Annotated in this window: 19 protein-coding genes and 2 pseudogenes; 13 read left to right on the forward strand and 8 right to left on the reverse strand. The window is 55.4% G+C overall.

Going from position 1 to position 26,290, the window contains the following annotated elements; all coding sequences use genetic code 11:
- Positions 1-297: 297 nt before the first annotated feature.
- The 3 genes and pseudogenes from KGB25_RS05315 to KGB25_RS05325 form a co-directional block, all read left to right on the forward strand.
- Entirely contained in the window at positions 298-2,424 is a 2,127-nt protein-coding gene (locus KGB25_RS05315; RefSeq protein ID WP_223434492.1) for a CHAT domain-containing protein, read from the forward strand.
- Positions 2,425-2,443: 19 nt separating this feature from the next.
- Complete coding sequence (locus tag KGB25_RS05320) at positions 2,444-5,281, forward strand: ATP-binding protein (protein ID WP_223434494.1); 2,838 nt, start codon at positions 2,444-2,446, stop codon at positions 5,279-5,281.
- 539 nt (positions 5,282-5,820) lie between these two features.
- A pseudogene (locus KGB25_RS05325) lies at positions 5,821-5,974 on the forward strand (IS5/IS1182 family transposase); the annotation flags it as partial.
- Positions 5,975-6,091: 117 nt separating this feature from the next.
- Here KGB25_RS05325 and KGB25_RS05330 read toward each other — a convergent pair.
- Positions 6,092-6,568, reverse strand: coding sequence for an antitoxin Xre/MbcA/ParS toxin-binding domain-containing protein (locus KGB25_RS05330; protein WP_223434496.1), 477 nt, complete (start codon positions 6,566-6,568; stop codon positions 6,092-6,094).
- A 187-nt stretch (positions 6,569-6,755) separates the two neighbouring features.
- Entirely contained in the window at positions 6,756-6,974 is a 219-nt protein-coding gene (locus tag KGB25_RS05335; protein ID WP_223434498.1) for a BPSL0761 family protein, read from the reverse strand.
- Between the two features lie 371 nt (positions 6,975-7,345).
- On the opposite strand from KGB25_RS05335, the pseudogene KGB25_RS30505 reads away from it, so the two are divergent.
- Both KGB25_RS30505 and KGB25_RS05345 read left to right on the forward strand, forming a co-directional pair.
- Positions 7,346-7,492 (forward strand): annotated as a pseudogene (locus KGB25_RS30505) (tetratricopeptide repeat protein); the annotation flags it as partial.
- A gap of 148 nt (positions 7,493-7,640) precedes the next feature.
- Entirely contained in the window at positions 7,641-8,306 is a 666-nt protein-coding gene (locus KGB25_RS05345) for a hypothetical protein (protein ID WP_223434500.1), read from the forward strand.
- A 220-nt stretch (positions 8,307-8,526) separates the two neighbouring features.
- Here KGB25_RS05345 and KGB25_RS05350 read toward each other — a convergent pair whose 3' ends face one another.
- From KGB25_RS05350 to KGB25_RS05360, 3 genes are all read right to left on the reverse strand, one after another.
- Positions 8,527-8,847, reverse strand: a complete 321-nt coding sequence (locus KGB25_RS05350; protein WP_223434502.1) for a hypothetical protein — start codon at positions 8,845-8,847, stop codon at positions 8,527-8,529.
- A 48-nt stretch (positions 8,848-8,895) separates the two neighbouring features.
- Positions 8,896-9,345 (reverse strand): antitoxin Xre/MbcA/ParS toxin-binding domain-containing protein, encoded by a 450-nt coding sequence (locus KGB25_RS05355; protein ID WP_223434505.1) that lies wholly within the window; start codon positions 9,343-9,345, stop codon positions 8,896-8,898.
- An 82-nt stretch (positions 9,346-9,427) separates the two neighbouring features.
- Positions 9,428-9,625, reverse strand: a complete 198-nt coding sequence (locus KGB25_RS05360; RefSeq protein ID WP_223434508.1) for a hypothetical protein — start codon at positions 9,623-9,625, stop codon at positions 9,428-9,430.
- A gap of 893 nt (positions 9,626-10,518) precedes the next feature.
- On the opposite strand from KGB25_RS05360, the gene KGB25_RS05365 reads away from it, so the two are divergent.
- The 3 genes from KGB25_RS05365 (at position 10,519) to dacB (ending at position 13,775) form a co-directional block, all read left to right on the forward strand.
- Positions 10,519-10,788, forward strand: coding sequence for a helix-turn-helix domain-containing protein (locus KGB25_RS05365; protein WP_223434510.1), 270 nt, complete (start codon positions 10,519-10,521; stop codon positions 10,786-10,788).
- Between the two features lie 245 nt (positions 10,789-11,033).
- The gene (locus KGB25_RS05370) at positions 11,034-11,378 is read left to right on the forward strand and encodes a YggL family protein (RefSeq protein ID WP_223434512.1); all 345 of its coding nucleotides are present in this window, start codon (positions 11,034-11,036) and stop codon (positions 11,376-11,378) included.
- A 936-nt stretch (positions 11,379-12,314) separates the two neighbouring features.
- Positions 12,315-13,775 carry a D-alanyl-D-alanine carboxypeptidase/D-alanyl-D-alanine-endopeptidase gene (dacB, locus tag KGB25_RS05375; protein WP_192226236.1) on the forward strand — a complete coding sequence of 487 codons (1,461 nt, stop codon included), beginning with the start codon at positions 12,315-12,317 and terminating at the stop codon, positions 13,773-13,775.
- Positions 13,776-13,842: 67 nt separating this feature from the next.
- On the opposite strand, the gene KGB25_RS05380 is transcribed toward dacB, so the two are convergent.
- Positions 13,843-16,233 (reverse strand): GGDEF domain-containing protein, encoded by a 2,391-nt coding sequence (locus KGB25_RS05380; RefSeq protein ID WP_223434513.1) that lies wholly within the window; start codon positions 16,231-16,233, stop codon positions 13,843-13,845.
- Between the two features lie 143 nt (positions 16,234-16,376).
- Complete coding sequence (gene rlmKL / locus KGB25_RS05385) at positions 16,377-18,647, reverse strand: bifunctional 23S rRNA (guanine(2069)-N(7))-methyltransferase RlmK/23S rRNA (guanine(2445)-N(2))-methyltransferase RlmL (RefSeq protein ID WP_008027386.1); 2,271 nt, start codon at positions 18,645-18,647, stop codon at positions 16,377-16,379.
- Between the two features lie 531 nt (positions 18,648-19,178).
- Here rlmKL and rmf point away from each other — a divergent pair.
- On the forward strand, positions 19,179-19,394 hold the full coding sequence (gene rmf / locus KGB25_RS05390; protein WP_003223300.1) for a ribosome modulation factor: 216 nt from the start codon (positions 19,179-19,181) through the stop codon (positions 19,392-19,394).
- A 252-nt stretch (positions 19,395-19,646) separates the two neighbouring features.
- Here the strand turns inward: rmf and KGB25_RS05395 are convergent, their stop codons facing one another.
- A complete protein-coding gene (locus KGB25_RS05395; protein WP_032832392.1) occupies positions 19,647-20,666 on the reverse strand; it encodes a quinone-dependent dihydroorotate dehydrogenase in 1,020 nt (339 codons plus the stop codon).
- A 229-nt stretch (positions 20,667-20,895) separates the two neighbouring features.
- Between KGB25_RS05395 and KGB25_RS05400 the strand changes: the two genes are divergently transcribed.
- From KGB25_RS05400 to KGB25_RS05415, 4 genes are all read left to right on the forward strand, one after another.
- On the forward strand, positions 20,896-22,107 hold the full coding sequence (locus KGB25_RS05400) for a CmpA/NrtA family ABC transporter substrate-binding protein (protein WP_008027389.1): 1,212 nt from the start codon (positions 20,896-20,898) through the stop codon (positions 22,105-22,107).
- A gap of 15 nt (positions 22,108-22,122) precedes the next feature.
- Positions 22,123-22,698 (forward strand): ANTAR domain-containing response regulator, encoded by a 576-nt coding sequence (locus KGB25_RS05405; protein ID WP_008027390.1) that lies wholly within the window; start codon positions 22,123-22,125, stop codon positions 22,696-22,698.
- A 315-nt stretch (positions 22,699-23,013) separates the two neighbouring features.
- Positions 23,014-24,225, forward strand: coding sequence for a nitrate/nitrite transporter (locus KGB25_RS05410; protein ID WP_008027395.1), 1,212 nt, complete (start codon positions 23,014-23,016; stop codon positions 24,223-24,225).
- 7 nt (positions 24,226-24,232) lie between these two features.
- Complete coding sequence (locus KGB25_RS05415; RefSeq protein WP_008037772.1) at positions 24,233-25,903, forward strand: bifunctional protein-serine/threonine kinase/phosphatase; 1,671 nt, start codon at positions 24,233-24,235, stop codon at positions 25,901-25,903.
- Positions 25,904-26,290 lie beyond the last annotated feature (387 nt).

Below are 26,290 nucleotides of genomic sequence, written 5' to 3' on the forward strand. Positions count from 1 at the left end.
CAGCCCATCGAGCGGCGCCTAGGGCAATAGTGCCTTCTTGGCAACCAGCTCGTCTCAGCCACAGCTCCTGCTGGCTTTTAATAAACGCTGTCAGTGCTAGCTTCAGACACCGATAAATCCCGTGGGCTTGTCCCTGTATCCCGTTGATGCGAATGGTATCTGAATGATGGCATTGTGCCCATAGACAGCAGCTACATCGAACTGGCTGTTTGGTTCTCCTTATGAGCGAGTAATAGCATATAGACATTGCCCGGGCTAAGCTTTGATGGCTGGATCAACACGCTTAGCGGAGCCATCATGGACGAAATTCACTATTTTTTTGTAATCCCTGCCCTCACGGAAGAAAAGTTCACTACCTTTCAGGGGTTCCACCCTGGGTTAGCAGAAGCAGAATCAATACTCTTATTTCATGCCCTGTGCTGCGCACCAAATACTCCATTTGAAATTTTCCATACATATGAACAACTACTTGAGTCAAGGCGCGAATCTTCTTTCAAGAATGCGACTCCCATAAGCGCCTCGCATATAGATTCCGTTCCTGATACACATAGCGAGTGCTTTTGCATTTTCTTTTGTCGCCCGGTAGATTTAGATTCCGTCATACGAACCTGTAGAAAATTTAAACATCCCCCACTCATTGTAAGCCTCATCGATCATGATACCTATGACGTTATAAACCTTCAAAACCAAACCACTCATTCATCCCACGTACTCGATCAATACATATCAATTCACTTACACAAAACAGGTCAACACCCGTCCAAAAAAACTAGGAACACCTACAATCTCAAAGCTCCTTTTCCTATTCGTTCTTCCGGCGTCACAGTAGCTGGAGAACTAACACACCACGCACTGGGCTTCGAGTTTACAGAGTCAGAAACCTTGGTCGCATCCGACCCCGACTCTTATATAGACGCAATGCTGGAAAATGCGGAATCAATATTCAGCATAATAAATACCCAAGTATATGACGGCCGCCAAGAAATCGTGTTGTACGCACCATCTGTATTTACAAAATACCAAGATATGAGTGGCATTTACTGGAATCAAATTTTACGAAAAGTAAAATTAAAGTGGCACCGAGAATTAATAAAAAATGGAATATTCAAAAACCGCCAATATTCTGGAATATCTATTGAAGGGGCTGACGAAAATAATCCATATCATGACCCGATGGCTAGATTAATAATAACCTCCCGACAAAAAGAGCTTTTTATAACGAATCTTTGTGCGGCCTTCATAGCCACCAGTGAGTTTTTACCCGCAATTCGGTTACCTAATAGTGTAAATCTCAGATCTAAACAGCTTAAGGAAATTGAACAGCTTTCAAAAAAAGAGAACCCTAATTCAAGCGAAAAATTTCAGCAAGCTTTTAGAAAATTAACTGAAGGCTTAATCGGTGATATAGACAAAAAACTGATCAATCACATCAATACGAAAAGCGGTGCTTGCAAGATAATAAGCGACGCCCCAATAGAATGGCTATACTTCAATAAACTTCCGCTAATGATTAGTCATGAAGTATCGAAGATACCAACAACACCGGGCAACATGCTAATGCAACTCAGCTTCGCAGGGCAGAAAAAATACATACACAAAAACTCCCTACTGAATATATTAGTAATACGCTCATTCCGACCACACGACCCAATTAAAAACTATCTTCAAGTAGCAACTGAAACTTTCCCTTTCAAGCATGGCCTCTCCGTAGAATTTATTGACGTCGCAACAATCGAAGAAACCATATCTGCATTGAATAGCTACAGTGGTGCGATTGTGATTTTTGACTGTCATGGCGACCATGACGGTCCTGATGGTATTAGTTGGCTTGCGATTGGGGAGGAGAAATTGAATACATGGGACTTATACGAAAAGGCAAGAATCCCTCCTATAGTTATGCTCAGCGCATGCCTGACTAGCCCAATAAGCGGCTCTCATGCATCTGTAGCGAATGGGCTACTTCGGTCAGGTGCACTTAGTGTTATCGGAACATTTTTACCAGTAGAAGCGACTCCGTCCGCAATCTTTATGGCTAGGATTTTGTTTAGGATAGACAGTTTCCTGCCAGTCTTAAAGGCACTTGACTTTAATGCAATTTCCTGGCGAAGCATGATTAGTACGTTTTTGAAAATGTCCTATACGACAGACATGCTCCATTACTTCAGAGACGACTTAGCACTAATTAGTGACATCGAATATAATGAAATTCACATTCAGGCAAGTGAGAATATAAACTCACTAAACCCGGATTGGTACGAAGACATTCTTGAAAAGCTAGCCAAACTGACATCACTACCCCCTAGCCACTTTATCGACCAAATAAAAAATCACCATCCAATGATGGAGACGATGAATTACTGCCAGCTTGGCCGGCCAGAAACCTTAATAATATTGACTGATACACAAACACGCACCGCTCAATAACTAAAAAAGCGAGTAAAGCATGGCGCTTCATATTGAACAGTTTGCCCAAGCAAATCTCGACGACAAAACACAAGGCTATCTAATTTCTTTATGGATTGTATTTTCGCGAAGACTAGAGAAAGGCAAGCTAAGTGACAAAATAAAAGACGAACTGAGCAAATTGGGAAGAGACATATTAAAAATCAATATTCCTCGCCGCAAGGAAAAATACGCAAAACTTTTAAATAGCCGCCAAGTCTCTACATTAGCAAACCCAATAGAGTTAAAGTCTCTAGGTGCGATGAGGGTAAAAAATTTCCGGGGATTTGGGGCTCTTCCTAGCGACGACAAAGGCACCTATATTAAGTTTTCCTCGGGGAAAAACATATTTTATGCACCAAATGGTGGCGGCAAGACTTCTCTCTGTGAGGCAATCGAGTACATCGTTACAGGGTCGTTAAAGGAAGCTGATCGCCGCCATACAAAGCTTAATGAATACATTCGCCGCGGCCAAGAAAAGGTAAATCTGGTTCTTAAAGCGTCGGATGGTTCTAACTTCAGAAGCAGCCCCCAATGGTCTACTTGTTTTATAGATCGGAACCGACTTCAAGAGTTCTCACTTCTAGGGTCAAAAGATACTAGCTTTGTCGAACGCGATGTATTAGCAGCCCTATTTGGTCTTGAGGAAATTGAGGAGCTAATACAGCGCTTTGTGCTTCCAAAAAGCTTTAATTTGGATCATCTAAAATCATATTCAACTAAAGAAAAAATAGAAAACTTAAAAAACCATCATAGAGAACATCTTGACACAAAGAAACAACACCTCCAAGAAATATACAACAGCAGAAAGGAAATATGTTTAGAGCTTGGACTAGATCGTTACGACCGATTCGAAATGGGAAAACGGTTTGAATATAAAAAACGTCTTCTAGCATATAAAGAAGATAAACTTAGAAACCTTAAAACACTTTCTCTCCCACAGTACATCACTAAGCACAGATATGAAGCTGTGTTGCGAACACTACGTAAAGCCGTATTCTCTTATGACACCTCTGTCGCAGATCTTGCGGATAATCTATCAGAGATCGACTTCCAAAAATTGTTCGAGGTGATTGATAAAATAGGGGGATCACAAGATGAAAATCTAAGATGCCCCGCTTGCTTAACGCCGGTTGATGACACCGTGGAGAACCCTTTCATTCGCGCAAAAAAAGAACTGAATCGCTTTGAGACTTTGAAAGCATTGCAAGAAGGCCTTAAAGTAAACGAAGGGAAATTGACAACGTGCACCAAAATCATAAAAGACCTAATCACCGCAACACAAGAGAACAATACAAAAGGGATAGCTTTAAGTGATTTTGCCACGAACATAGAAAATTTAGCAGCTCTCAACATGCCTACGCTCTTACCTTCAGAGCATAGATCGCTTGTAGCTCTCGGAATTGAATGGCTTACAACGAACAAAAATGAAGTATTAACTTACCTAGAAAAATGCCATGAAATGGTACTGCAAGGAAAAAACAACAACACCCTGCACCTAGAAAAACAATCACAGATAGATGCATTGCAAGCATCAATACTAAACATACAAATTAAAAAAAGCGCCGTTCAAGACTCATTGAAACGAATTCGAGGTCTTGCAGGCACTTTGAAGGAGTTCTATGGCATACTAAAACTATATAACTATGACCTAAACACTGAAAACAAATATAACCACCTACTCACTGATATTCAATCCCAATATCAGATATTGTATAGCGACCTTTTAAAGTACAAGCTTGAGGTTGAAGAAAGCCAAATAACCGGCATTGAAAACAAAGCCACGAACTATTATCAGAAAATCAACGAGCACGATGATGATTGTGAAAAAATCTACGCGATAAAATTTGACAGACAAACAACAGGATACAGAATCAAAATCCGCTTGGCGGATGATTTAGTACACGATGCATTTTCCTCTCTTAGCGAGGGACACCTCAGGTCGCTGGGTTTAGCACTTTTACTCGCAGTTGCAGAAAAGTATAAATACCCCTTTATCGTATTTGATGACGTTGTAAATGCTATAGATTCCGACCACCGGGCAAATATAATCAAACTAATGTTTAACGATCCGTACTTGAAATCCACCCAACAAATCATCACAACCCATGATCGCTTATTCTGGGAGAGGTATTGCAACACCGGAGCACCAGAGAAGAGCAGCGAAACGTTTACTAGCAGAACCTTAAAATACACTAATAAAGGGCTGATGATAATTGACTACAGTTCTGGATTTTCAAGCAAAGTGCAGGCAGCACTTACAGTATCAGATGTAAGGCAAGCCTTAGTGTACTGTCGCATATGGCTAGAAACCATAGTCGTAAAGTACTGCATAAATAATAAATGCTCGATCACTGGGGTATTCACGGAACGACATCTCAAGCCTAACAACTTATTGGAAATCAGCTTGGAGTCGATGTACGACCTGATTGAAGCAGCCGTGGCCAAGGATACCACTCACCTAAATACTATAAAGAAAGATCTTATCAACTGGAAGGGTCAAAACCAGGAGCACCATGCATTTGATGAAACTGGACTAAACTTTGTTCATTCCAAAACAAGCTCTGAAGTTAAAGATATTTTTACAGCAATCACCAAGCTAGAGTATCAGTTATTTCCTGATGATTTATGCGCAGCGCTACTTTCAGAAAAAGAGCTTCTAGAAAAAAAGCTTACTATGGCCAACCGAAAATTAGATGATGTGCAATTTATGGCACACGCAAAATCAGAAACTATAGATAACTTTGTTGAAAGTAAAAAAACCTGCGAAGCTTTGCTGTCATCAATAGAGGCGGATATGACATATATCGAGCAGTGGCAACAACTTTCTGCGTCTTAAAATTAATTCGCTCTGTACGCCCTTCATTAATGACCCACCCCTCAGCCTCGTACCGATTTCTCGGGGGGGCAGGCCAATCCGAGGGATATTACGTTGTGCATGCAGGAATGTCGTTCAAATTACCTTGGCCTAATGGGCGGGCGGGTCAATCAGCGCCGACAATCTGGCGCGTTGCTGGGGCGGTTTAGCTCATCAGGAAGGGACATCGTGCCTTGATCAGGCTACGAAGTCGGACAGCCGCTCAGCCTTGAGGATCGAAACGGGATCTAGCTTTTTTACACACTCAGGGCCGTTTTCTGCCGATCTTCACTGTCGGAATACCGGTAGTTTCCGATGCAATCGGGTAGTTCGTTGCCGCATTTAATACCTGGGCGCGCAGCTTACGCTGCGCGTAGAGCTTTAGGACTAAGTAAAGAATTTTTGTCCTTGCGGGTGTTTTATACATTTAGAGGAAAGATTCCTTTCCCTTATGGAAACTCTGAAAAAGACTTCCAGATTTGGTGAAATACTCGCCTCACACAACTGAACGGTTGAGCTCGATGAAACAAATGTCCTTCGCCGATGCCGAATACGCCGGAAAACGTAAGCAGACTCGCCGCGAGCGCTTCCTGATCGATGGATCAGGTGGTGCCCTGGAAGGGTTTGATTGCCTTGATCGAGCCGCATTATCCGAAGGGCGACGGTGGTCGTCCGGGATTAGTTGACCACTACAGTTGGTCGACCATGGCAACACCGACCCGTCGGATTTCCCAGGACGCATCCCGAAAGGCCCGTCGCGTATTTCGTACCAGCGGTCGTCGCCAGGTGCCATCAGGCAGCACCGCCCCACTCCAGGGCCTGAAGGAGACGGCGAACTTGTTTGGCCCCTATCTCAGTTTCGCAGAGCATGATCGGTGCAGTCCCTCCGAGCGCTTTATTCGGTGTCGACATCCAATTTGCGGCCGTCACTGGTGTCTCTAATATCTTCTCGGCCAAGTGACTGACCGTAGCAATTCTGTCCAAACGCTCGGAGGCCACAGGATCAAGGTGCTTGTGTATGCGCCGCCGTCGTTCAAGCGTCGACATGGAGGCATTAAGCAGCGTTTCCAGCTGGCGGTCTTGCAGGTCGAAGGCCCAGCGAAAAACCTGGACGAGCTCAGTGGGAAACCCGACTTTTATTTGGTACAGCCGCTCCGAATCCGTCAGCGACTCTCGATCGGAACTGAATCGCCAAAAGGCCGCGATGCCCTCCTCGCGAGACACCGCTTGCTTTTTTGCCGGACGTCGAGTCGCAGGTGAAGTGCCCATCAAACGTCCTCCCAATGATGTCCCATCCAATGGAATATGAGCTAACGCCGGTCTGACCGGAAGCGCCATTGAGCGCCAGTGGAATTCCATAACGCCCTAGGTCAATAAGGCGAGGGAGCCCATTCCCCTCTACCTATCCATGGCTCAGGATCAGCGGCTTTGGGCCGAGGATGAGTGGCCACGGCGGTCAATCGATGCTGGAGCTCAGGAAGGGCTCGGTCAGTCGGTCGACCCTTCGCTCTTCGAGCTGCCCGGCCCGCAGGATCTCGTTTGCATGGGGATAGTGCCGTAGCAGCTGGCGGGCCTGACGTCGCATGGACGCTGAAAGCGCGGAATCTTCTGCAAGCTCGACCAGAAAATCTCGCGTCTGGATCAGTGCGCGCGTGCGCTCGTTGGGCATTGTCATGGTGTCCTCCTCGCACACACCGTGCACGGTCCGGCCGCGCTGCGCTTGCTGGCGTCCGACGCGGTTTTCTACCTGGTAAATCGCTTACAGCCTACACCCAAACCAAGACGGCCCCTTGAGTCTAGCGCCGGGATCGGCCCGGGCTTTTCGAGAATCAGGCCCCTGTCCTCCTCGGCGTACCGTCCATCAAGGCCCGCGGGGGAAAAACCGTGCTGAGGTTTGAGAGTCTTGCTTTCTCAAACCTGTTGATACGCAGATTTCCAACGGTAAACAACCCTGTTGTACAGCTGTAATAACGTAGGCCATAGCGCAGTACGAAATAATCGCCACGCAGACTTCTTGACTCATCTGGGTGACGTCGCCTCCGGCGCCAAACGCTAGGGGCTGATCACCCCGATACCCATAGGAGCATGGCCAATCTGGCCTTAACCTATCAAGCCCTTGGCCGGTTTGCCGAGGCGCTGACGGTCAAATCGTTAATACGCCGCAAGGTTTCTTCTCTGACGGTTCAAGCGTGATTTCGCTTTCAGACTCCGCGCGCCTCCTCCGAGCCAAGCCGGGGAGGCTCGCGTAACAGCCGCCAGGCGGTGATTGCGACAACCAACCTTGGGGAATAGATTGCTCATTGGCAGTTTCGATCGAACCGACAACTTTGAGGTGGTTGGTATGACTTTCAGTACTGTTACCGTTGGATTCGTTCGCGAATCACCTGTGATTGAGGTTGAAGCCACACCTCAGGACGCGGAGGGTTCTAGGCACAAGATTGTCATTACCGTAAATGCGAAATCACAGGAAATGGTCGATGCCTATGTACGTTCCGTGGATATGCTCACCCAGGTATTCCGCGCCCACCTTCACCCCCTCCCTGCCGATACGATTTCAACCATCGTCGCCCTGATGGTTCCTAAGCAGCCGGTGCCGTCGACGTTACTGCGCGAGGCCCGAATGCTGGCAAAGTCGAAAACCGAGATCCTTCAAAGTAATGACTGGGTGACGGCCAACGAGATCTCGCATCTCGCCCAGTTCAGCTCGCGCAATCCCAGCTCGCAACCCAACAAATGGAAGCATGCGGGAAAGATTTTTGCTTTGCGCCATGAAGGCGTCGATTATTTCCCGATCTACGGACTCGACCCATCACAAGGCTTTCGGCCATTTACCGTGCTGGAGAGTGTCATTTCGACGTTGACCACGATGAAGGATGGATGGGCAATGGCGTTCTGGTTTGCCTCGCCCAATACCTTCCTCGGCGGCAAGCGGCCCAAGGAAGTGTTCTTGGCCAATCCCTCGGGCGTGCTCTCAGCGGCTAAGGAAGAAGTGTCCGGGGTCGTCTAGGGATGACAATCCGCTGAGGTTGCCGCCATTGACCATGTCAGGAGTAGTGCTTGAACGAAAGGGTAACGACCTCACGGCGATGGTTTATGCCTTCTCCCGGAAAGTGCGGATAACTATAAGACGCTGCCCAGTCCAGATTTCTCGACCGACCGTTTTCAGCCAAACCATCCCGTCGCGAGCACCCGAATCAAGGAGTCAGTTGAGTTGTCTGATTCATGAATTATTTGTCGAAGCTGCCGCCGTCGTTGAAGTAGTCGTCCGTTGCGAGCAAGCCGAAATTGTCGGTCAATCTGACGTTGTCGTTCGCACTGAACATCGTTTGAATACGCCTTTCCTGCTTAAGACTGGCCACGGCCTGGAAAAAGCAGCGTTCACATAAATGTATCTTATAGCGCTCTCCATCGTGGGCTGAACCGTATCCCCAGTGTGCCTGAAGCACAGCGTATTGGAGGCTACCACCCTCGACGCGAGTGCTTTCGAGGCAGACATCGCACAGGAGGTCGTGGACGACCTCCACCGCTTGCTTTTCTTTGATTTTCATCAGCACCACCCGCAGTCATTAGTCGCGCACCTATCTGGCGCTCCAGAATCAAAAAACCAACCCTTCTGCAAACTGAATCAGCACCTCTTCAACTTGGCGGGTGCCTGGGCTGGTCGAGAGCATCGCTATGGGACTTTTACCTGAGAACCGTGTCTTGGGTTTGGACAGCCAGCGCCTGGCCTTCTCGTCGTTTTCAAAGAGCACCTCGGCCATGGCGGTGATATGTACGACACGAAACAGCCGATCACTCTGATTCACAGTCAGCCGCTGACCGTTTGCCAATCGCTTTTTGAGGGTTTTCAGCGGAATGATCTGGTCGCGCCCGACAACACTGAGTTTGCCCCGATCACTAAGCACCTTGACGCTAGCGGCCAAGAAGCCCGCCTCTATCAGCTCGTGGATGTCCTGATCTGAAGCGCCGAGGGGAATGGGGAGAAACACGCCAAACCGGGCTCGATAGGCACGGTAAGCACTCTCGCGCATCACTTCCGCCAACATGAGTCGCCTCCACAGTTCGGCCAGCCATGCAGCATCCGGCATTTCAAAGAGGCGTTGAAGGTGGATTTGCCAACACGTCACATCAATCGTGCTCCGCCAGAATGGAAGACCGCGTACCCGCCAGTGCTCCAATGGGCTCTAGAACGCCCTCGGTGGAAAGCGCTAAGTCTAAGAATCGATTCGCGCGTGCGGAGCGCTCCTTTAAAACCATCTGAGCTTCAGACTTGAAATGCTCAGCGATCTGCCACTTTTTTGTTTTGATTTTGTGTTTACCTTTCATAGCGGTTCTCGGTTTCAGTCACAAACGCCTATTTCCCACATGTACTGAGGAAGCAGCGGATCGATTTCGGGCTCATACCCCTCCTAATAGCAGGTAGCCATCTTGGATTGACTGCGCCGCGCCTTTACACCGTCACCTGCCAGACAGCTACAAGGCTCCGTCAAAGCAAGGCGAACCGGAAAGATAGATAGACCCACCAACGGTATGACGACCAAAGGAAATGCAGGACCCGAAATATTGCTATAGCATATATCTCTTTCCCCTTCAGCAATATTGGACCCTTTCGGGCACCACATCGGAGCGCTCAGTGATTTTCCTTTTCGACCGTAAGCATAATGAGGTACGAACTTGGACACATTGTGAAATAGAAGGGCTCTGCTTCATTGCAACCATCACGTCGATGAGAACGGGGCAACAAAACCGCGCGGCCGTGGTCGAGTGTGCATATGAACTGCGACACTACCTTTTAACAGCTAAGGACGTCGTGGTCAGGCACGTCCACATGATGTGTCCCCCTTCTATAAGCGGGCGTAGCGCCTGGGCTTTAGAAGAGCTTGAAAGCATCATGGTTTTCACCGGGGTTGACATCGATCAAAGCGCAGTTCTGTATCGAACTGCGGTCGCGAGCTACAAGCTCGGCGAACTGGATCTTCGAAAGAGAAAGCGATCAGAAATACTGTTCTCCGCTCGCCACCTCGAACAGCATTTACCGAAAGCTTCCGACACTCTGTTAGAGGACAAGTACCCGCAAATGCTTGCCCCGCTATGGGTGCGGTGAGCACTATTCACTCGCTCCTAAAACCATTTCAACGTGAGAAAAATGCAAATATTGCTATAGCGTATAGCTCTTTATCCCGCAGCAAGGCTTTATCGTGCCTTTTGCGGGTCAGCAAATGGATCTCAAAGAATCCTTCGGGATTACCGTAAAGACGCTTCGTCGCAGCAAAGGGCTTCCCCAAATTGCTGTTGGCATCAATCAGGGATACATCAGCGAACTCGAAAATGGCCAGAAAACACCTACCCTGCCCAAAATGGCTGCGATAGCAAAGAGTCTGGGGATCCATCCGCTGACACTTCTTGCGGCGGTATACAGCAACATGGGACCGGAAACCTCAGATCAGCTTGTAGCTAGGGTCATCAAGGAGCTTGAGAGCCTGAAGTAGTCTGTCCTGTCAGAGAAATCATCGTGTGTATTCTGCGTGTAGATTCTGTTCACAAGAGGAGGATAGAAATCACAGCATCCATTTCCAGGCGTATTTGTATGCTCCATCTGCTCATGTGACAGACACGCCAGCAGGTAGCCGCTCGTTAAACAAACTAGGCGAGCATCAATTGCCGAAATTGAAACGACCTAGCATGCCGCTTAGCTGGTAAGATGCGCCGCGTTATTACTTAAGAGGATTGCTTCATGGCCACTAACCGCTCCCAGCGTCTGCGCAAAAAGCTCTGTGTAGACGAGTTCCAGGAATTGGGCTTCGAGCTGAACCTCGATTTCAAGGAAAATTTGGCTGACGAGGCAATCGATGCATTCCTCGATGCATTCCTGAAGGAAGCCATGGAAGCCAACGGTCTGGGCTATGTAGGCGGTGACGACTACGGCCTGGTTTGCCTGCAGAAGCGTGGCTCTGTCAGCGCTGACCAGCGCGCTGCCGTTGAAACCTGGCTCAAAGGCCGCACCGAGTTAACCAGCGTTGAAGTCAGCCCGCTGCTTGACGTCTGGTACCCGGAAAAACCGATCAATCCGGTAGCTTGATGTTCAAAGGGCCATCCATCGTGATGGCCTTTTTGTTTCTAGCTCAAGGCGAACGTTCTCATTGTCATATTGAACTCCCCCTACATCTCGCCTCTGTTTTAGTCGCCGCGCCTTCGATATTAACTGCCCTTGAGTTGGTCTCAGTTTCTACGACCACCCAATATTGCATGTGATCGGTGTGATACATATGCTCACGCCGAAATACCAAGCCACCGCGACTCGTCAACATTCCGCTCTCGCAACCTACGATCAGCACACAACGAATCCAATAACACGAAGCTTCAACACGAAGACTCGGGCCGCTTCTAATTATCCCGCCATCACCATTGCTTGGTCACAAGTAATCGGCACCTCGCCTTTGTATTATCACCTTCAATACCAGACCTACATTAGTAATTCCAACCAGGGCGGCTAGACGTGTGGCCCTTCGTTTGTTGGCAAAATCGACGCAAGTAGCCATGAGGGGCGGGCAGCTTGGAGACATGACGATGAGTATCAGGTGCGATTGCTACAGGCAGAGGGATAGGACAATTCTGAGCAGGTAGCGAGAAATGCTGAGAGGGGGCTAGCGGACTAGAAACGAAGGGCAGAACGGAGGATTAGTTTTTGACAACTTTCTGATTATCTTGTGCTAATCAGCAAAACTTGAAATTCATCGACGCACAGTTTTTTGCGCAGACGCTGGGAACGGTTAGTCGCCATTGGAACAATCCTCATAAGTAATAACGGGCGGCACTTTAGCAGTTTAAGCCGCCAATTGCCCGACTCTCTGGGCGCAACGCGTTACCGCCGGTAAAAAAATAGCGGATTAGAAGGCGCGGGCACGGCACAAGCCGCTACACCTTGGGGCATAATGCCGACACTTTCATGACCACTGAGGGAAATTATCTTCATGCCCTCGTCTTTTTTCCCCTCGGCTGTAGGGTTTTATTTCAGATGATCAAATCTTTGCGTCCACTGCTGCTGGCCAGTCTTCTTCTCCCGCTGGCCCTCCCCGTTTCCGCCGCCACCATCAACACCGCGCTGTCGCCCAACGTCGAAAAAGCCCTCAAGGCCAGCAAGCTGCAGGACAACGCCCTGTCGCTGGTGATGATCCCGCTCAACGGCCCTGGCACCCCGACCATTTTCAACGCTGACGTCTCGGTCAACCCGGCGTCCACCATGAAACTGGTGACCACCTATGCAGCGCTGGAAATGCTCGGCCCGAACCACCAGTGGAAAACCGAGTTCTACACCGACGGCACCCTCAGTGGCGGCATTCTCAACGGCAACCTCTACCTCAAGGGTGGCGGCGATCCGAAGCTGAACATGGAAAAACTCTGGCTGCTGATGCGCGATCTGCGGGCCAACGGCGTGACGCAAGTCACCGGCGACCTGGTGCTGGATCGTGGCTTCTTCGTGCAACCGCAACTGCCGGAGTTCAACGATGACGGCAATGACGAGAACAAACCGTTCCTGGTCAAACCCGATTCGCTGCTGGTCAACCTCAAGGCCCTGCGCTTCGTCGCGCGCAACGACAACGGCCGGGTGCTGATCTCGGTAGAGCCGCCGATTGCCAGCATCCGCATCGAAAACCAGGTCAAGGCCGTCAACGGCAAGCAATGCACCGGTGGCGTGCGTTACAACCCGGTGACCCAGGCCGACGGCAGCGTCACCGTGACCGTCGGCGGGCAGTTGGGCGAAGGCTGCAGCTCGCAGACTTACCTGTCGCTGCTCGACCACGCAACGTACACCGCCGGTGCCGTCCGGGCGATCTGGAAGGAACTGGGCGGCAGCATTCAGGGCAAGGACGTTCTGGCGGCCACGCCGAAAGACGCCAAGGTCCTGGCTCGCGCCTTCTCGCCGGACCTGGCGGAAGTCATCCGCGACATCAATAAATACAGTAACAACACCATGGCGCAGCAGCTGTTCCTGAGCCTGGGCCAGAAATTCCGCACCGACGCCGACGCCGATGACGCCAAAGCGGCCCAGCGCGTGGTGCGTCAGTGGCTGGCGAAGAAAGGCATTACCGCGCCGCACCTGGTGATGGAAAACGGTTCCGGCCTGTCCCGCGCAGAACGCGTGAGCGCCCGTGAAATGGCGGCGATGCTGCAAGCCGCGTGGCATAGCCCGTACGCTGCCGAGTTCATCAGTTCGATGCCGATTGCCGGCACCGACGGCACCATGCGCAAACGCCTGAAGACCACCGCGATGCGCGGCGAAGCCCACGTCAAGACCGGCACCCTGAACACCGTGCGCGCGATCTCCGGCTTCAGCCGCGACGTCAATGGCAACACCTGGGCGGTGGTGGCGATCCTCAACGACAAGGCCCCGTTTGGCGCATCGTCGGTGCTGGATCAGGTGCTGCTGGACCTGTATCGCCAGCCGAAACTGCCGGATACCGCTTCAGTGTTGTAAGCACACCTCAAATCCAATGTGGGAGCTAGCCTGCTAGCTCCCACAGGGGGTTGTGTGTAGCCCCGACTTAACCCAACTCGCCCTGAACCCGATCCCGTCCCGCCTGTTTCGCCGCATACACCCCCGAGTCCGCCCGCAGCAGCAGCGCATCCGCGCCCTCGTCGACACGCCAACTGGCAATGCCGAAACTCGCTGTGACGACCCCGACATCGTCGATCGGTGAACTGCGCAAGCCCTGCCACAACTCCAGCGCCAGCCCATAGGCTTGTTCGCCATCGATGTCCGGGCAGAGCACCATGAACTCTTCACCGCCCAGGCGACAGAACACATCGGTGCGACGCAGGCGATTGCCGATGCGCTCGCACACCGCCTGCAACACCCGATCGCCCACGGCATGACCATGCTGGTCATTGATGCGTTTGAAATGGTCGATGTCGAGCATGATCACCGACAACTCGCCGCCACCGCGCTCCACACGAACCATCTCGGTGGTCAGGCGTTCCTGGAAGTAGCGCCGGTTGTGGATCCCGGTCAGCGAGTCGGTGATCGACAGCGCCCGCAGCTCTTCTTCGACGCGCTTGAGGTCGGAGATGTCCGAGATGTAACCATGCCAGAGCACGCCGCCGCCGGGCAGTTCCTCCGGGGTCGCTTCGCCACGAACCCAGCGCACCCCCCGCGCTGGCAACTGCACACGGTATTCTTCGCGCCAAGGGCTGAGCGTGTCCGCCGACGCCCGGATCGAGGCGCGGACCCGGGTGGTGTCCTGGGGGTGAATCCGGGTGAAAATCGCTTCGGCGTTGAGCAACAAGACGTCCGGCTCGAGCTCGTAGATATCGCGGATGCCGTCGCTGGCGTAGATCACACTGAAGCGCCCGTCGAATTCCATCTTGAACTGGTAAATCCCGCCGGGCACATGGGCGCTGAGTTTCTTCAAGAGCAAATCCCGTGCTGCAAGCGCTTCGTACACGCGCTTGCGCTCGGTGACGTCGATGCAGATCGCCAGGTGCCCGACCCACAAACCTTGCTCGTCGAGCACCGGGGTCGCCAGCATGTTCACCGTCAAATGGCTGCCATCGCCACGCACCAGCGTCCACTCCCGCGCCTCGTGACCGCCCTCCTCGCCGCCCTCGACCAACATCGCCTGGCAGGTCGGAATCGGTTTGCCATAACGTGCACTCAACTCGGCCGAACGCGCGGCAAGTTCCCGGGGCAGGTGCAGGTTTTCCAGGGTCATGTGCCCCACCACTTCCACGCTTGAGTAGCCGAGCATCTGCTCCGCCCCGGCGTTGAACGTGCTGATGACGCCGCGCAGGTCGGTGGCGATGATCGCCACCTGGGTCGCGGCATTCAATACGCCACGCAGTTGACCATGGGTACCGCGCAGCTCCTGCTCTCGGGCACGCAACTCCTGGGTCCGCTGCTCGACCATTTTCAGCGCGCGTTGCCGCTGACTGACCAACACATAAAGCAGCGAGCTGAGCAGCAGACTGAGCAAACCACCCAGCACCACCAGGCTGCTGACCGAAGAGTGGTTGGCTTGCAGGAAAGCCTCGCTGGGCTGGATGTCGACCTGATAGTCATGGTCGGCCAGCCGCAGCAGCCGGGTCGCGGACAACTCACTGACGGCAGGGCCGTTGGGCGATTCGTAAAGCACTTCGTGCTGTTCTTCGATGGACAGGTCGAGGATTCGCACTGACAGATAATCACGACCCGCTTCCGGCAAGCCATCGGCCAGCAACTGCCGCATGCTGATCACCGCCATCACATAACCGTAAGGTTTCGTGTCTGGACTTTTGCGTGGCATGACCGGCGCCACCAACAACACGCCCCGCGCATAAGCCGGCTCGATAGCGACAAGATGCATCGGCTGCGACACCGCCATCTGGCCATGCTGGTCCGCCCGGTCCAGGGTGGCACGGCGCAGGGGCTGCGCGGCAAGGTCGTAACCCAACGGTGAGCCGAGCTTGCTCTGGGTCTGGCTGTACAGCACCGCGACATACTCATCGCGCTCCGCCGCCAATTGCAGCTGACCGTCGGCATTGAGCTCACGAATGTTGAAATCGGGTACCCCCTCTTTCCGCACCCGACGCTCAAACTCCGCCCGCTCGGCACGACTGACCCGCAGGGCGAACGAATAGGCCTGAGTCCGGTGCAGCAAAGGTTGGGTGTAACCGTCGAATTCCTCGCGGGCAACCGAATCGGAATTGACAAAGAACCGGCGCAGGCCATCGAGGCGCTGCTCCTGATCTTCGAAGCGTTCTTCGATACGGCTATAACGTTCACTGGCCAGCAGTTGGAAACGTTGCCGTAATTGTTGGTGAAACAGATTCAGGGTAGACCAGGCGAGCAACCCGGTGAGAACCCCGCCGACGACCAATACAAACAGCGCGACCAGCCAGGCCGAGACGTCTTCACTGATAAAACCCAGGATCTTTGGGCGCACGGCGTGCAACGACATAGAGGCAACTCAAAACGCCAGGTGCCGGAAAAGCCCATTGGCCATGCGATGAGTTATAGCTATTAGCCATCAATTTGACCAGCACTGAAAGAAGCCAAGAGCCTTTAAAAATCAAGGCTCTGTGGATCCAATGCAAAAAACTGTCAACGCGCAGTGATTTTCCAGGCCCGGTGGATCTTGCCGTTGCGGGCGAAGTCCGGATCGATGGTCTGGGTCGTGATCTCCTCGACCGCGTAACGCTCGGTGAGGTTTTCCTCGAGCGCGAACTTGCGGAAGTTGTTGGAGAAGTACAACACGCCACCCGGCGCCAGTCGCGCCATGGCCAGGTCGATCAACTGCACCTGATCGCGCTGCACGTCGAAGATCCCTTCCATGCGCTTGGAGTTGGAGAAGGTCGGCGGGTCGATGAAGATCAGGTCGAACTCGTCACGGCAGGCATCCAGCCAGACCATCACGTCGCTCTGCTCCAGACGGTTCTTGTCGGAGAAACCGTTCAGCGACAGGTTGCGACGCGCCCAGTCGAGGTAGGTTTTCGACAAGTCGACGCTGGTGGTGCTGCGCGCGCCGCCCTTGGCTGCGTGGACGCTGGCCGTCGCGGTGTAGCAATACAGATTGAGGAAGCGCTTGCCGGCCGCCTCTTTCTGGATGCGCATGCGCATTGGTCGGTGGTCGAGGAACAGCCCGGTGTCGAGGTAGTCGGTGAGGTTCACCAGCAGCTTCACGCCGCCTTCGTTGACCTCGACGAATTTGCCTTGCGCCGCCTGGCGTTCGTACTGCTTGGTGCCGCTCTGACGCTCGCGACGCTTGACCACTACGCGGTTCTTGTCGATGTTCAACGCCTGGGGAATCGCTGCCAGTGCATCGAACATACGCGCCGAGGCTTTTTCCGGGTCGATGGATTTCGGCGCGGCGTATTCCTGGACGTGGACCCAATCCTGATACAGGTCGATGGCCATCGAGTATTCCGGCATGTCGGCATCGTAGACGCGGTAGCAGTCGATGCCTTCACGCTTGACCCACTTGCCCAGCGCCTTGAGGTTCTTTTGCAGACGGTTGGCAAACATCTGCCCGCCTTCGCTCAAACGCGGTTGCTCGATCACCGGAGCGGGTGCCGCGGCCGGTTTGATCGGGTTACCGTTTTTGTTGTACTGGCGTTCCTGCGGCTCGTTCGGTGCCTGATCGTATTCCGCCTGTTCGCGCTCGACCTGACGCTGCTCCGGGGTGCGGCGCTCGCCGGTGACGAACTGATCCGGCGTGACCTTGATCAGCAGCAGCTTGCACGGCAGCGCGCCGTTCCAGAACGAATACTGTTTGTGGCTGCGGATGCCCATGCGCTTGCCCAGGTCCGGCGCGCCGGTGAACACCGCCGCTTCCCAGTTCAGGCAGGCCTGACGCAGACGCTCGCCGAGGTTCTGGTAGAGGTAGAGCAAGCTCGCCTCGTCGCCCAGACGCTCGCCGTACGGTGGGTTGCAGATCACCAGGCCTTTCTGGTTCTGGTCCGGACGCGGCTCGAAGGTACCGACTTCGCCCTGGTAGATCTTGATCCACTCGCTCAGGCCGGCACGCTCGACGTTGTTGCGGCCCGGTTGAATCAGGCGCGGGTCGGCTTCGTAGCCACGAATCCACAGCGGTGGCTTGGCCAGACCGGCCGCAGCGCGCTCGGTGGCTTCTTCGTGAAGCTTTTTCCACAGCGCCGGCACGTGGCCAAGCCACGCGGTGAAACCCCACTGCTCGCGACGCAGGTTCGGTGCCATATCGGCGGCGATCATCGCCGCTTCGACGAGGAACGTACCGACACCGCACATCGGGTCAGCCAGCGCGCCGCCGTCGGCAGCAATGCGCGGCCAGCCGGAACGGATCAGGATGGCAGCCGCGAGGTTTTCCTTCAGCGGCGCCGCGCCTTGCTGCAGGCGGTAACCGCGCTGGTGCAGGCTGTGGCCGGAGAGGTCGAGGGACAGGATCGCTTCGCCACGGTCCAGGCGCAGGTGAATGCGCAGGTCCGGGTTGAGTTTGTCGATGGACGGACGGTCGCCCTGCGGGGTACGCAGTTTGTCGACGATGGCGTCTTTGACTTTCAGGGCGCCGAAGTGCGTGTTATCGATGCCCGAACCGTGACCGCTGAACTCGACGGCCAGGGTGCCGTCGTTGAGCATGTGGTCTTGCCACTCGATATCGAGCACGCCGTGATACAGGTCTTCGGCGTCCTTCATCGGGAAACGCTTGAGCACCAGCAGCACCCGGTTCGCCAGACGCGACCACAGGCACAGGCGATAAGCGGTTTCCATGGTCGCCATGCCGCGCACGGCAGAGGTGTGCTCACGCGCTTCTTCAAGGCCAAGCCCGACGGCTTCCTCGATGAGCAGGCCTTCGAGGCCTTTGGGGCAAGTGAGGAAGATTTCGAATTGATCGGACATTGGAATTTCAGAGCCTTTGGCTAAGTGAACCGACAACGCATTGCCGGCCCGGTTTTCAATCAGGCGCTTTTCTAAAAGAGCGCCCGCGTGGCACGAAGGTGTGCCGTCCCACCCGTGCTGCTCAGGTTAGAAGAGCTTAGATGCACGGGCAGATAAAAAAGTTGATGCAACAAAATGTCATAACTCGACCCTTCGTCGAATAATGCCCGAGACCAACGCGAGGCATTCTCACTAAAGGATTAACCCCATCATCCTGCGGGGGGCCGATCATACAGGGCTTTGGCTAATAAACACGGGACAAACATCGTGTTACTTATGGCCATAGCATCTTTATGGTTACGTCCTTATGACAAAACGATCATTCCCTCGATGTGACGCATTGGTTAGAACTCAATACAGGTTGGCGCCACAACGGACGTCAACACCTTGGCTCGCCACGCCGGCAGCGAGCCCCCCAACGGCAGACATTTCTGCCAGACCTCGATTGAGGTCAACGCGATACATACAGTCAACAAGTGAGGGCAACACCCTATGAGAAGACTTAAGCGTGATCCGTTGGAAAGAGCATTTTTGCGCGGATATCAATATGGCGTTGGTGGCAAATCCCGTGAGCTTTGCCCATTTACTCTACCGTCAGTACGCCAAGCCTGGATTAACGGCTGGCGAGAAGGACGCGGCGACAACTGGGACGGTATGACCGGCACTGCGGGAATCCATAGACTCAACGAACTTCACGCCGTCGGCTAACACAGGGCACACACTCCGACACGACAACCTGATTACGTAACGACTTACCACGCACGCCCCATCCGGGCGGCGGGCTTCGGCCCAGGGGCTCCTTCAAGGGGCCCTTTTTTATGCCTGCTCTTCGGCCAGACACAACCCCTGTAGGAGCCGGCTTGCCGGCGATGGCGTCCTATCAGGCGATACATGTGTCGCTGACCCACCGCCATCGCCGGCAAACGGAACGCCGCCCGGCCGCTCCTACAGATACGGGGTTTAGCGCAGGGCGGCGATGGCGTCCACGGACTCGCGAATCAGCGCCGGGCCTTTGTAGATGAAGCCGGAATAGAGCTGCACCAGGCTCGCACCCGCCGCAATTTTCTCGGCGGCATGCTTGCCTTCGGTGATGCCGCCCACGGCGATGATCGGCAAACGACCCGCCAACTCGGCCGCCAGCACCTTCACGGTGTGGGTGCTCTTGTCACGAACCGGCGCCCCGGACAGACCGCCCGCCTCGTCACCGTATTCCATGCCTTCGACGCCAACGCGGCTCAGGGTGGTGTTGGTGGCGATCACCGCGTCCATCCCGGTTTCGATCAGCGCTTGAGCGACTTGCGCGGTTTCTTCGTCGGTCATGTCCGGTGCGATCTTGATCGCCAACGGAACATGCTTGCCGTGACGCAACGCCAGCTCGGCACGACGAGTCGCCAGGTCAGCCAGCAATTGCTTGAGCGAATCACCGAACTGCAGGCTGCGCAGGCCTGGGGTGTTCGGCGAGCTGACGTTGACCGTCACATAGCTGGCGTGGGCATAGACCTTGTCCAGGCAGATCAGGTAGTCGTCGACCGCACGCTCGACCGGGGTATCGAAGTTCTTGCCGATGTTGATGCCCAGCACGCCCTTGTACTTGGCCGCAGCCACGCGGGCCAGCAGGTGATCGACGCCGAGGTTGTTGAAGCCCATGCGGTTGATGATCGCTTCAGCTTCCGGCAAACGGAAAATCCGTGGCTTCGGATTGCCCGGCTGTGGACGCGGCGTGATGGTGCCGATTTCGACAAAACCAAAACCCAACTGGGCAAAACCATCGATGGCCGCGCCATTCTTGTCCAGACCGGCCGCCAGACCCACCGGGTTCGGGAAGTCCAGGCCCATGACGCTTACCGGCATTTTTGCCGGCGCCTTGCACAGCAAGCCGTTGAGGCCCAAACGCCCGCCCGCGCCGATCAGGTCCAGGGACAGATCGTGGGAGGTTTCCGGGGAAAGTTTGAACAACAGCTGACGGGCCAGGGTGTACATGGGCGGCGTTGACTCGAATGGCGGCGAAATGAGGCGGCGATTATAGCCGGGCATCGGGGTCGCAAGCGAGGCGCGCGACAAAATCAGCAAGCGATGGCATATGCCTTGCACCAACACAGGCATCAGCACTCATGCCAACGACGGGATGAGTGGAAGGACAATGGCGTCGTCACCCGGCTTTGCTTGCGCGAAGGCCTGGGACGACGTTTTTTTTGGAAGGTGTTTTGCCATGAATGAAACCACAGCGGGCCCACTGGCCTGGGTCAACGGCAGCGATGCCCCGGAAAAGACCGACATCAACCTCGGTTTCATGGCCTTGAGCGATTGCGCCTCGGTGGTGGTCGCCGCCACTCAGGGCTTCGCCCAGCCCTATGGCCTGACCTTGAATCTCAAGCGCCAGTCTTCCTGGGCCAACCTGCGGGACAAACTGGTCAGCGGCGAACTCGATGCCGCCCACAGCCTGTACGGTTTGATCTACGCCGTGCACCTGGGCATCGGCGGCGTAGCGCCGACCGAGATGGCGGTGCTCATGGGCCTGAACCAGAACGGCCAGAGCATCAACCTTTCCCACGGCTTGCAGGCGTTGGGCGTGACCGGTCCTGAAGCACTGGACCGCCACGTGCACCAAACTCGCCCAAAACTCACCTTCGCCCAGACTTTTCCGACCGGCACCCACGCCATGTGGCTGTATTACTGGCTGGCGAGCCAGGGCATTCATCCGCTGCATGACGTCGACAGTGTGGTGGTGCCACCACCGCAAATGGTCGCGCACCTGCAAGCCGGGCGAATCGACGGCTTCTGCGTCGGTGAACCCTGGTCCGCCAGCGCCGTGAAACACAATCTCGGCTTCACCATGGCAACGACCCAGACCATCTGGCCCGATCATCCGGAAAAAGTCCTCGGCTGCACCCGCGCCTTCGTCGAGCAATACCCCAACACCGCACGGGCGCTGGTGAAGGCGATTCTGGAGGCCAGCCGCTTCATTGAAGAAAGCGTCGAGAATCGCCGCAGCACCGCGCAGTTGCTGAGCGCCCCCCAATACCTGGACGCGCCGCTCGACTGCATCGAACCGCGCCTGCTCGGCGACTACGCCGACGGCCTCGGCAACCGCTGGCAAGACCTGCACGCGCTGCGCTTCCATGGCGCTGGCGAGGTCAATCAGCCTTATCTGTCCGATGGCATGTGGTTCATGACCCAGTTCCGTCGTTGGGGTTTGCTGCGCGACGACCCGGACTACCTCGCCGTGGCCCGTCAGGTCCAGCAACTAGACTTGTATCGAGAGGCAGCCAGCGCGGTCGATGTCGATTCTTCGGCCAGGGAAATGCGCAGCAGCCAGTTGATCGACGGCAAAATCTGGGACGGCTCGGACCCGGCCGGATATGCCCGCAGCTTCAAACTGCACGCCATGAGCGACAGCTCGCCCCTACTCGCCAGCCGCTGACAGGAGACTACGAACATGCTGCGTATCCTGCTGATCAACGACACCGCGAAGAAAGTCGGCCGCTTGAAGGCCGCCCTGACCGAAGCCGGATTCGAGGTCATCGACGAGTCCGGCCTGACCATCGACCTGCCCGCGCGCGTCGAAACGGTGCGTCCGGATGTGATTTTGATCGATACCGAGTCACCGAGCCGCGATGTGATGGAGCAAGTGGTGCTGGTGAGTCGAGACCAGCCACGGCCGATTGTGATGTTTACCGACGAACATGACCCCGACGTGATGCGTCAGGCGATCAAGTCCGGGGTCAGCGCCTACATCGTCGAAGGCATCCACGCACAGCGCTTGCAGCCGATTCTCGACGTGGCCATGGCACGCTTCGAAAGCGACCAGGCCCTGCGCGCGCAACTGCACGCCCGCGACCAGCAACTGGCCGAGCGCAAGCGCATCGAGCTGGCCAAGGGGCTGCTGATGAAGATGAAGGACTGCAACGAAGAAGAGGCCTACACGCTGATGCGCCGCCAGGCCATGAGCCGGCAGCAGAAGCTGATTCAGGTGGCGGAGCAGATCATTGCGATGAGTGAGCTGCTCGGCTGAAGGACGCCTTCGCGGGCAAGCCTCGCTCCTACAGAGGAATTGCGTTCGAACTGTAGGAGCGAGGCTTGCCCGCGAAAGGGTCGACCCGGTCTCGGACTGTTGGCACAAATCTCGCTAAGCAATCACTACAGGTAACCAACGGCGGTTGCCCCACCTACGACAAAGACGTCGCTCACCTCATTTGCCCATGGCGAATCGGGTGGCGGCGTTTTTTTGTTTTGGCCCCACAGACCGGGGCCGGTGGTGCGGCCGTTGCGGCCCCCCACCTGCAAGCTCATGACTCCTTCTCGAGACGACTCACAGCTGAGGTGCGCGATGAATTCAAGCTTCTGGAAATCCGGCCATACCCCGACCCTGTTCGCGGCCTTCCTCTATTTCGACCTGAGCTTCATGGTCTGGTACCTGCTCGGCCCTCTGGCGGTGCAGATTGCCGCCGACCTGCACCTGACCACCCAACAACGCGGGCTGGTGGTGGCCACGCCGATTCTGGCCGGGGCCGTACTGCGCTTTATCATGGGCATGCTGGCGGATCGCCTGTCGCCAAAAACCGCCGGGCTGATCGGCCAGGTGATCGTCATCTGCGCCCTGTTCGTCGCCTGGAAGCACGGCATCCAAAGTTACGAACAAGCGCTGCTTCTGGGCCTGTTCCTCGGCATGGCGGGCGCGTCGTTCGCCGTGGCCCTGCCGCTGGCGTCGCAGTGGTATCCGCCGCAGCATCAAGGCAAGGCCATGGGCATCGCCGGGGCCGGTAACTCGGGCACCGTGCTGGCCGCGCTGATCGCTCCAGTGCTGGCCGCCGCGTTCGGCTGGAGCAACGTGTTCGGCTTCGCGCTGATCCCGCTGATCCTGACCATCATCGTCTTCGCCTGGCTGGCCAAAAACGCCCCTGAGCGGCCGAAAGCCAAGTCGGTGTCCGACTACTTCAAAGCCCTGGGTGACCGCGACAGCTGGTGGTTCATGTTTTTCTACAGCGTGACCTTTGGCGGCTTCATCGGCCTGGCCAGCGCCCTGCCCGGCTACTTCAACGACCAATACGGCCTGAGCCCGGTGACTGCCGGTTACTACACGGCGGCCTGCGTGTTTGGCGGCAGCTTGATGCGTCCTCTGGGCGGCGCATTGGCCGATCGCTTCGGCGGGATTCGTACATTGCTGGCGATGTACACGGTGGCGGCGATCTGCATTGCGGCGGTGGGTTTCAACTTGCCGAGTTCCTACGCGGCGCTGGCACTTTTCGTCTGCACGATGCTCGGCCTGGGTGCCGGTAACGGCGCGGTTTTCCAATTGGTCCCGCAACGTTTTCGTCGCGAAATCGGTGTAATGACCGGTTTGATCGGCATGGCCGGTGGTATCGGCGGCTTCGCCCTCGCGGCAGGCATGGGCGCGATCAAGCAAAGCACCGGCAGTTATCAACTGGCGCTGTGGTTGTTCGCCAGCCTCGGCGTCCTCGCCTGGTTCGGCCTGCACGGTGTGAAGCGTCGCTGGAGAACCACTTGGGGTTCGGCGGCCGTCACTGCTGCGCGGGTGTGAGGGCTGAATGAGCCTGCAACTGAGTTTTGCCGAAGCCAGCGCCATCGGTCCGCGCGAGGAGAACCAGGACGCCCTGCGCCTGGTGACGCCGGCCCCGGCGCTGGCGGCGAGCAAGGGCTACCTGTTCGCCATCGCCGACGGCGTCAGCCAGTGCGCCGATGGCGGCCTCGCGGCACGTTCGACCTTGCAGGCGCTGGCGCTGGACTACTACGCCACCCCGGAAACCTGGGGTGTCGCCCAGGCACTGGATCGTTTGCTGCTGGCGCAAAATCGCTGGTTGCAGGCCAATGGCGGTGGGCAACCGCTGCTGACCACGGTCAGTGCCTTGGTCGTGCGCGGCAGGCGTTTTACCTTGGCGCATGTCGGGGACTGCAGGGTTTATCGCTGGCACGCCGATCAATTGCAGCGGGTCACGGAGGACCACGTCTGGGATCAACCGGGCATGCAGCATGTGCTCAAACGGGCGCTCGGCCTCGATCAGCATCTGGTGCTGGATTTTCTCGATGGCGAACTGCGGCTGAATGAGCATTTCGTGCTGCTCAGCGATGGCATCTGGGCCGTACTGGGCGACACCGCGATTGCGGCGATTCTGCGCGATCAACCGGATCTGCACAGCGCCGCGCAAACCCTGGTGAATGCGGCGCATCTGGCGGGCAGTCAGGACAACGCCAGCGCGTTATTGGTGCGGGTCGACGCCCTCGGTGAAACGAGCATCGGCGATGCGTTGATTCATGTGCAGCAATGGCCACTGCCGCCAGCGCTGAAACCGGGCCAGACGTTTGAGGGCTGGCACGTCGAAGGAATACTCGGCCAAAGCCAGCAGTCGCTGCTCTATCGGGTGCGCGACGCTCAGCAACAACCCTGGCTGCTGAAAACCCTGCCCGGCGCGTTGCGCGACGATCACCTGGCCGGGCAAGCCTTGCTGTCGGAGGAATGGTTTCTCAAGCGCGTGGCCGGTCGGCATTTCCCTGAAGTCCATGCCGCCAGTCAGCGTCAGCATTTGTACTACGTGATGCGTGAATATTCCGGCTCGACTTTGGCGCAACTGGCCGAGCGAACCACAACGCTGCCGCTGGCCCAATGGCAGGATCTGGCGGAACGTTTGCTGCGGGCGGTCGGGATGTTGCATCGACGGCAGATTCTGCATCGCGACATCAAACCGGAGAATCTGCTGCTGGGGGATGACGGCGAGCTGCGGTTGCTGGATTTCGGCCTGGCCTACTGCCCCGGCCTGTCTGAAGATCAGGCATCGACCCTGCCCGGAACACCCAGTTACATTGCGCCGGAAGCTTTTCGCGGTGACGCGCCGAGCCCGCAACAGGATCTGTATGCGGCCGGCGTGACCTTGTATTTCCTGCTCACCGGGCATTATCCCTACGGCGAAATCGAAGCGTTCCAGCGTCCACGGTTTGGTGTACCGGTCAGCGCCAGTCGCTACCGCCCGGACCTGCCCGAGTGGATCGCACAAAGCCTGGAACGCGCGGTGGCGGCGGACCCGGCAGAGCGATTCGAAACTGCGGAAGAATGGTTATTGGTGCTGGAACAGGGTGAACGACGCAGTTTGAGCGTACGGCCCCGGCCGCTGCTGGAACGCGAGCCGGTGAAGGTCTGGCGGACGTTGGCGTTGGTGGCGCTGCTGGTGAATGTGGTGCTGCTGGTTTTGCTGTTTCGCGGCTAGACCGAGTCGCGCCTTTCGCGAGCAAGCTTCGCTCCTACAGGTTGCGGGTTGATCGACCTGTAGGAGCCGAGCTTGCTCGCGAAGGCGGACTGACAACCAACACAAATCCATCAGCAACCCGCTCCATTAGCGGGCACCACGCTTCGATTCGGTGCAGAAGCCCCCTTTGATTAAGCACTCCGAGCCAACAAAACCGGGTGTAGGTCAACTTGGCACAACCACTGCATTACCTCTCTCAACAGACATAAAGCCCAGCCTTCAACGACGAAGGATGCGCTTCCCGAGAGAACGGGACCAGGACAAAGGCGTCCTCGCTAGGCAACTAGCGGGACGCCTTTTTTTGTTTGCGCAAAATTTGTCGAGCACGACCTGAACGCCCTGTCGAGG

This window comes from Pseudomonas sp. BF-RE-21, assembly GCF_019947305.1.
GTDB lineage: Bacteria > Pseudomonadota > Gammaproteobacteria > Pseudomonadales > Pseudomonadaceae > Aquipseudomonas > Aquipseudomonas migulae.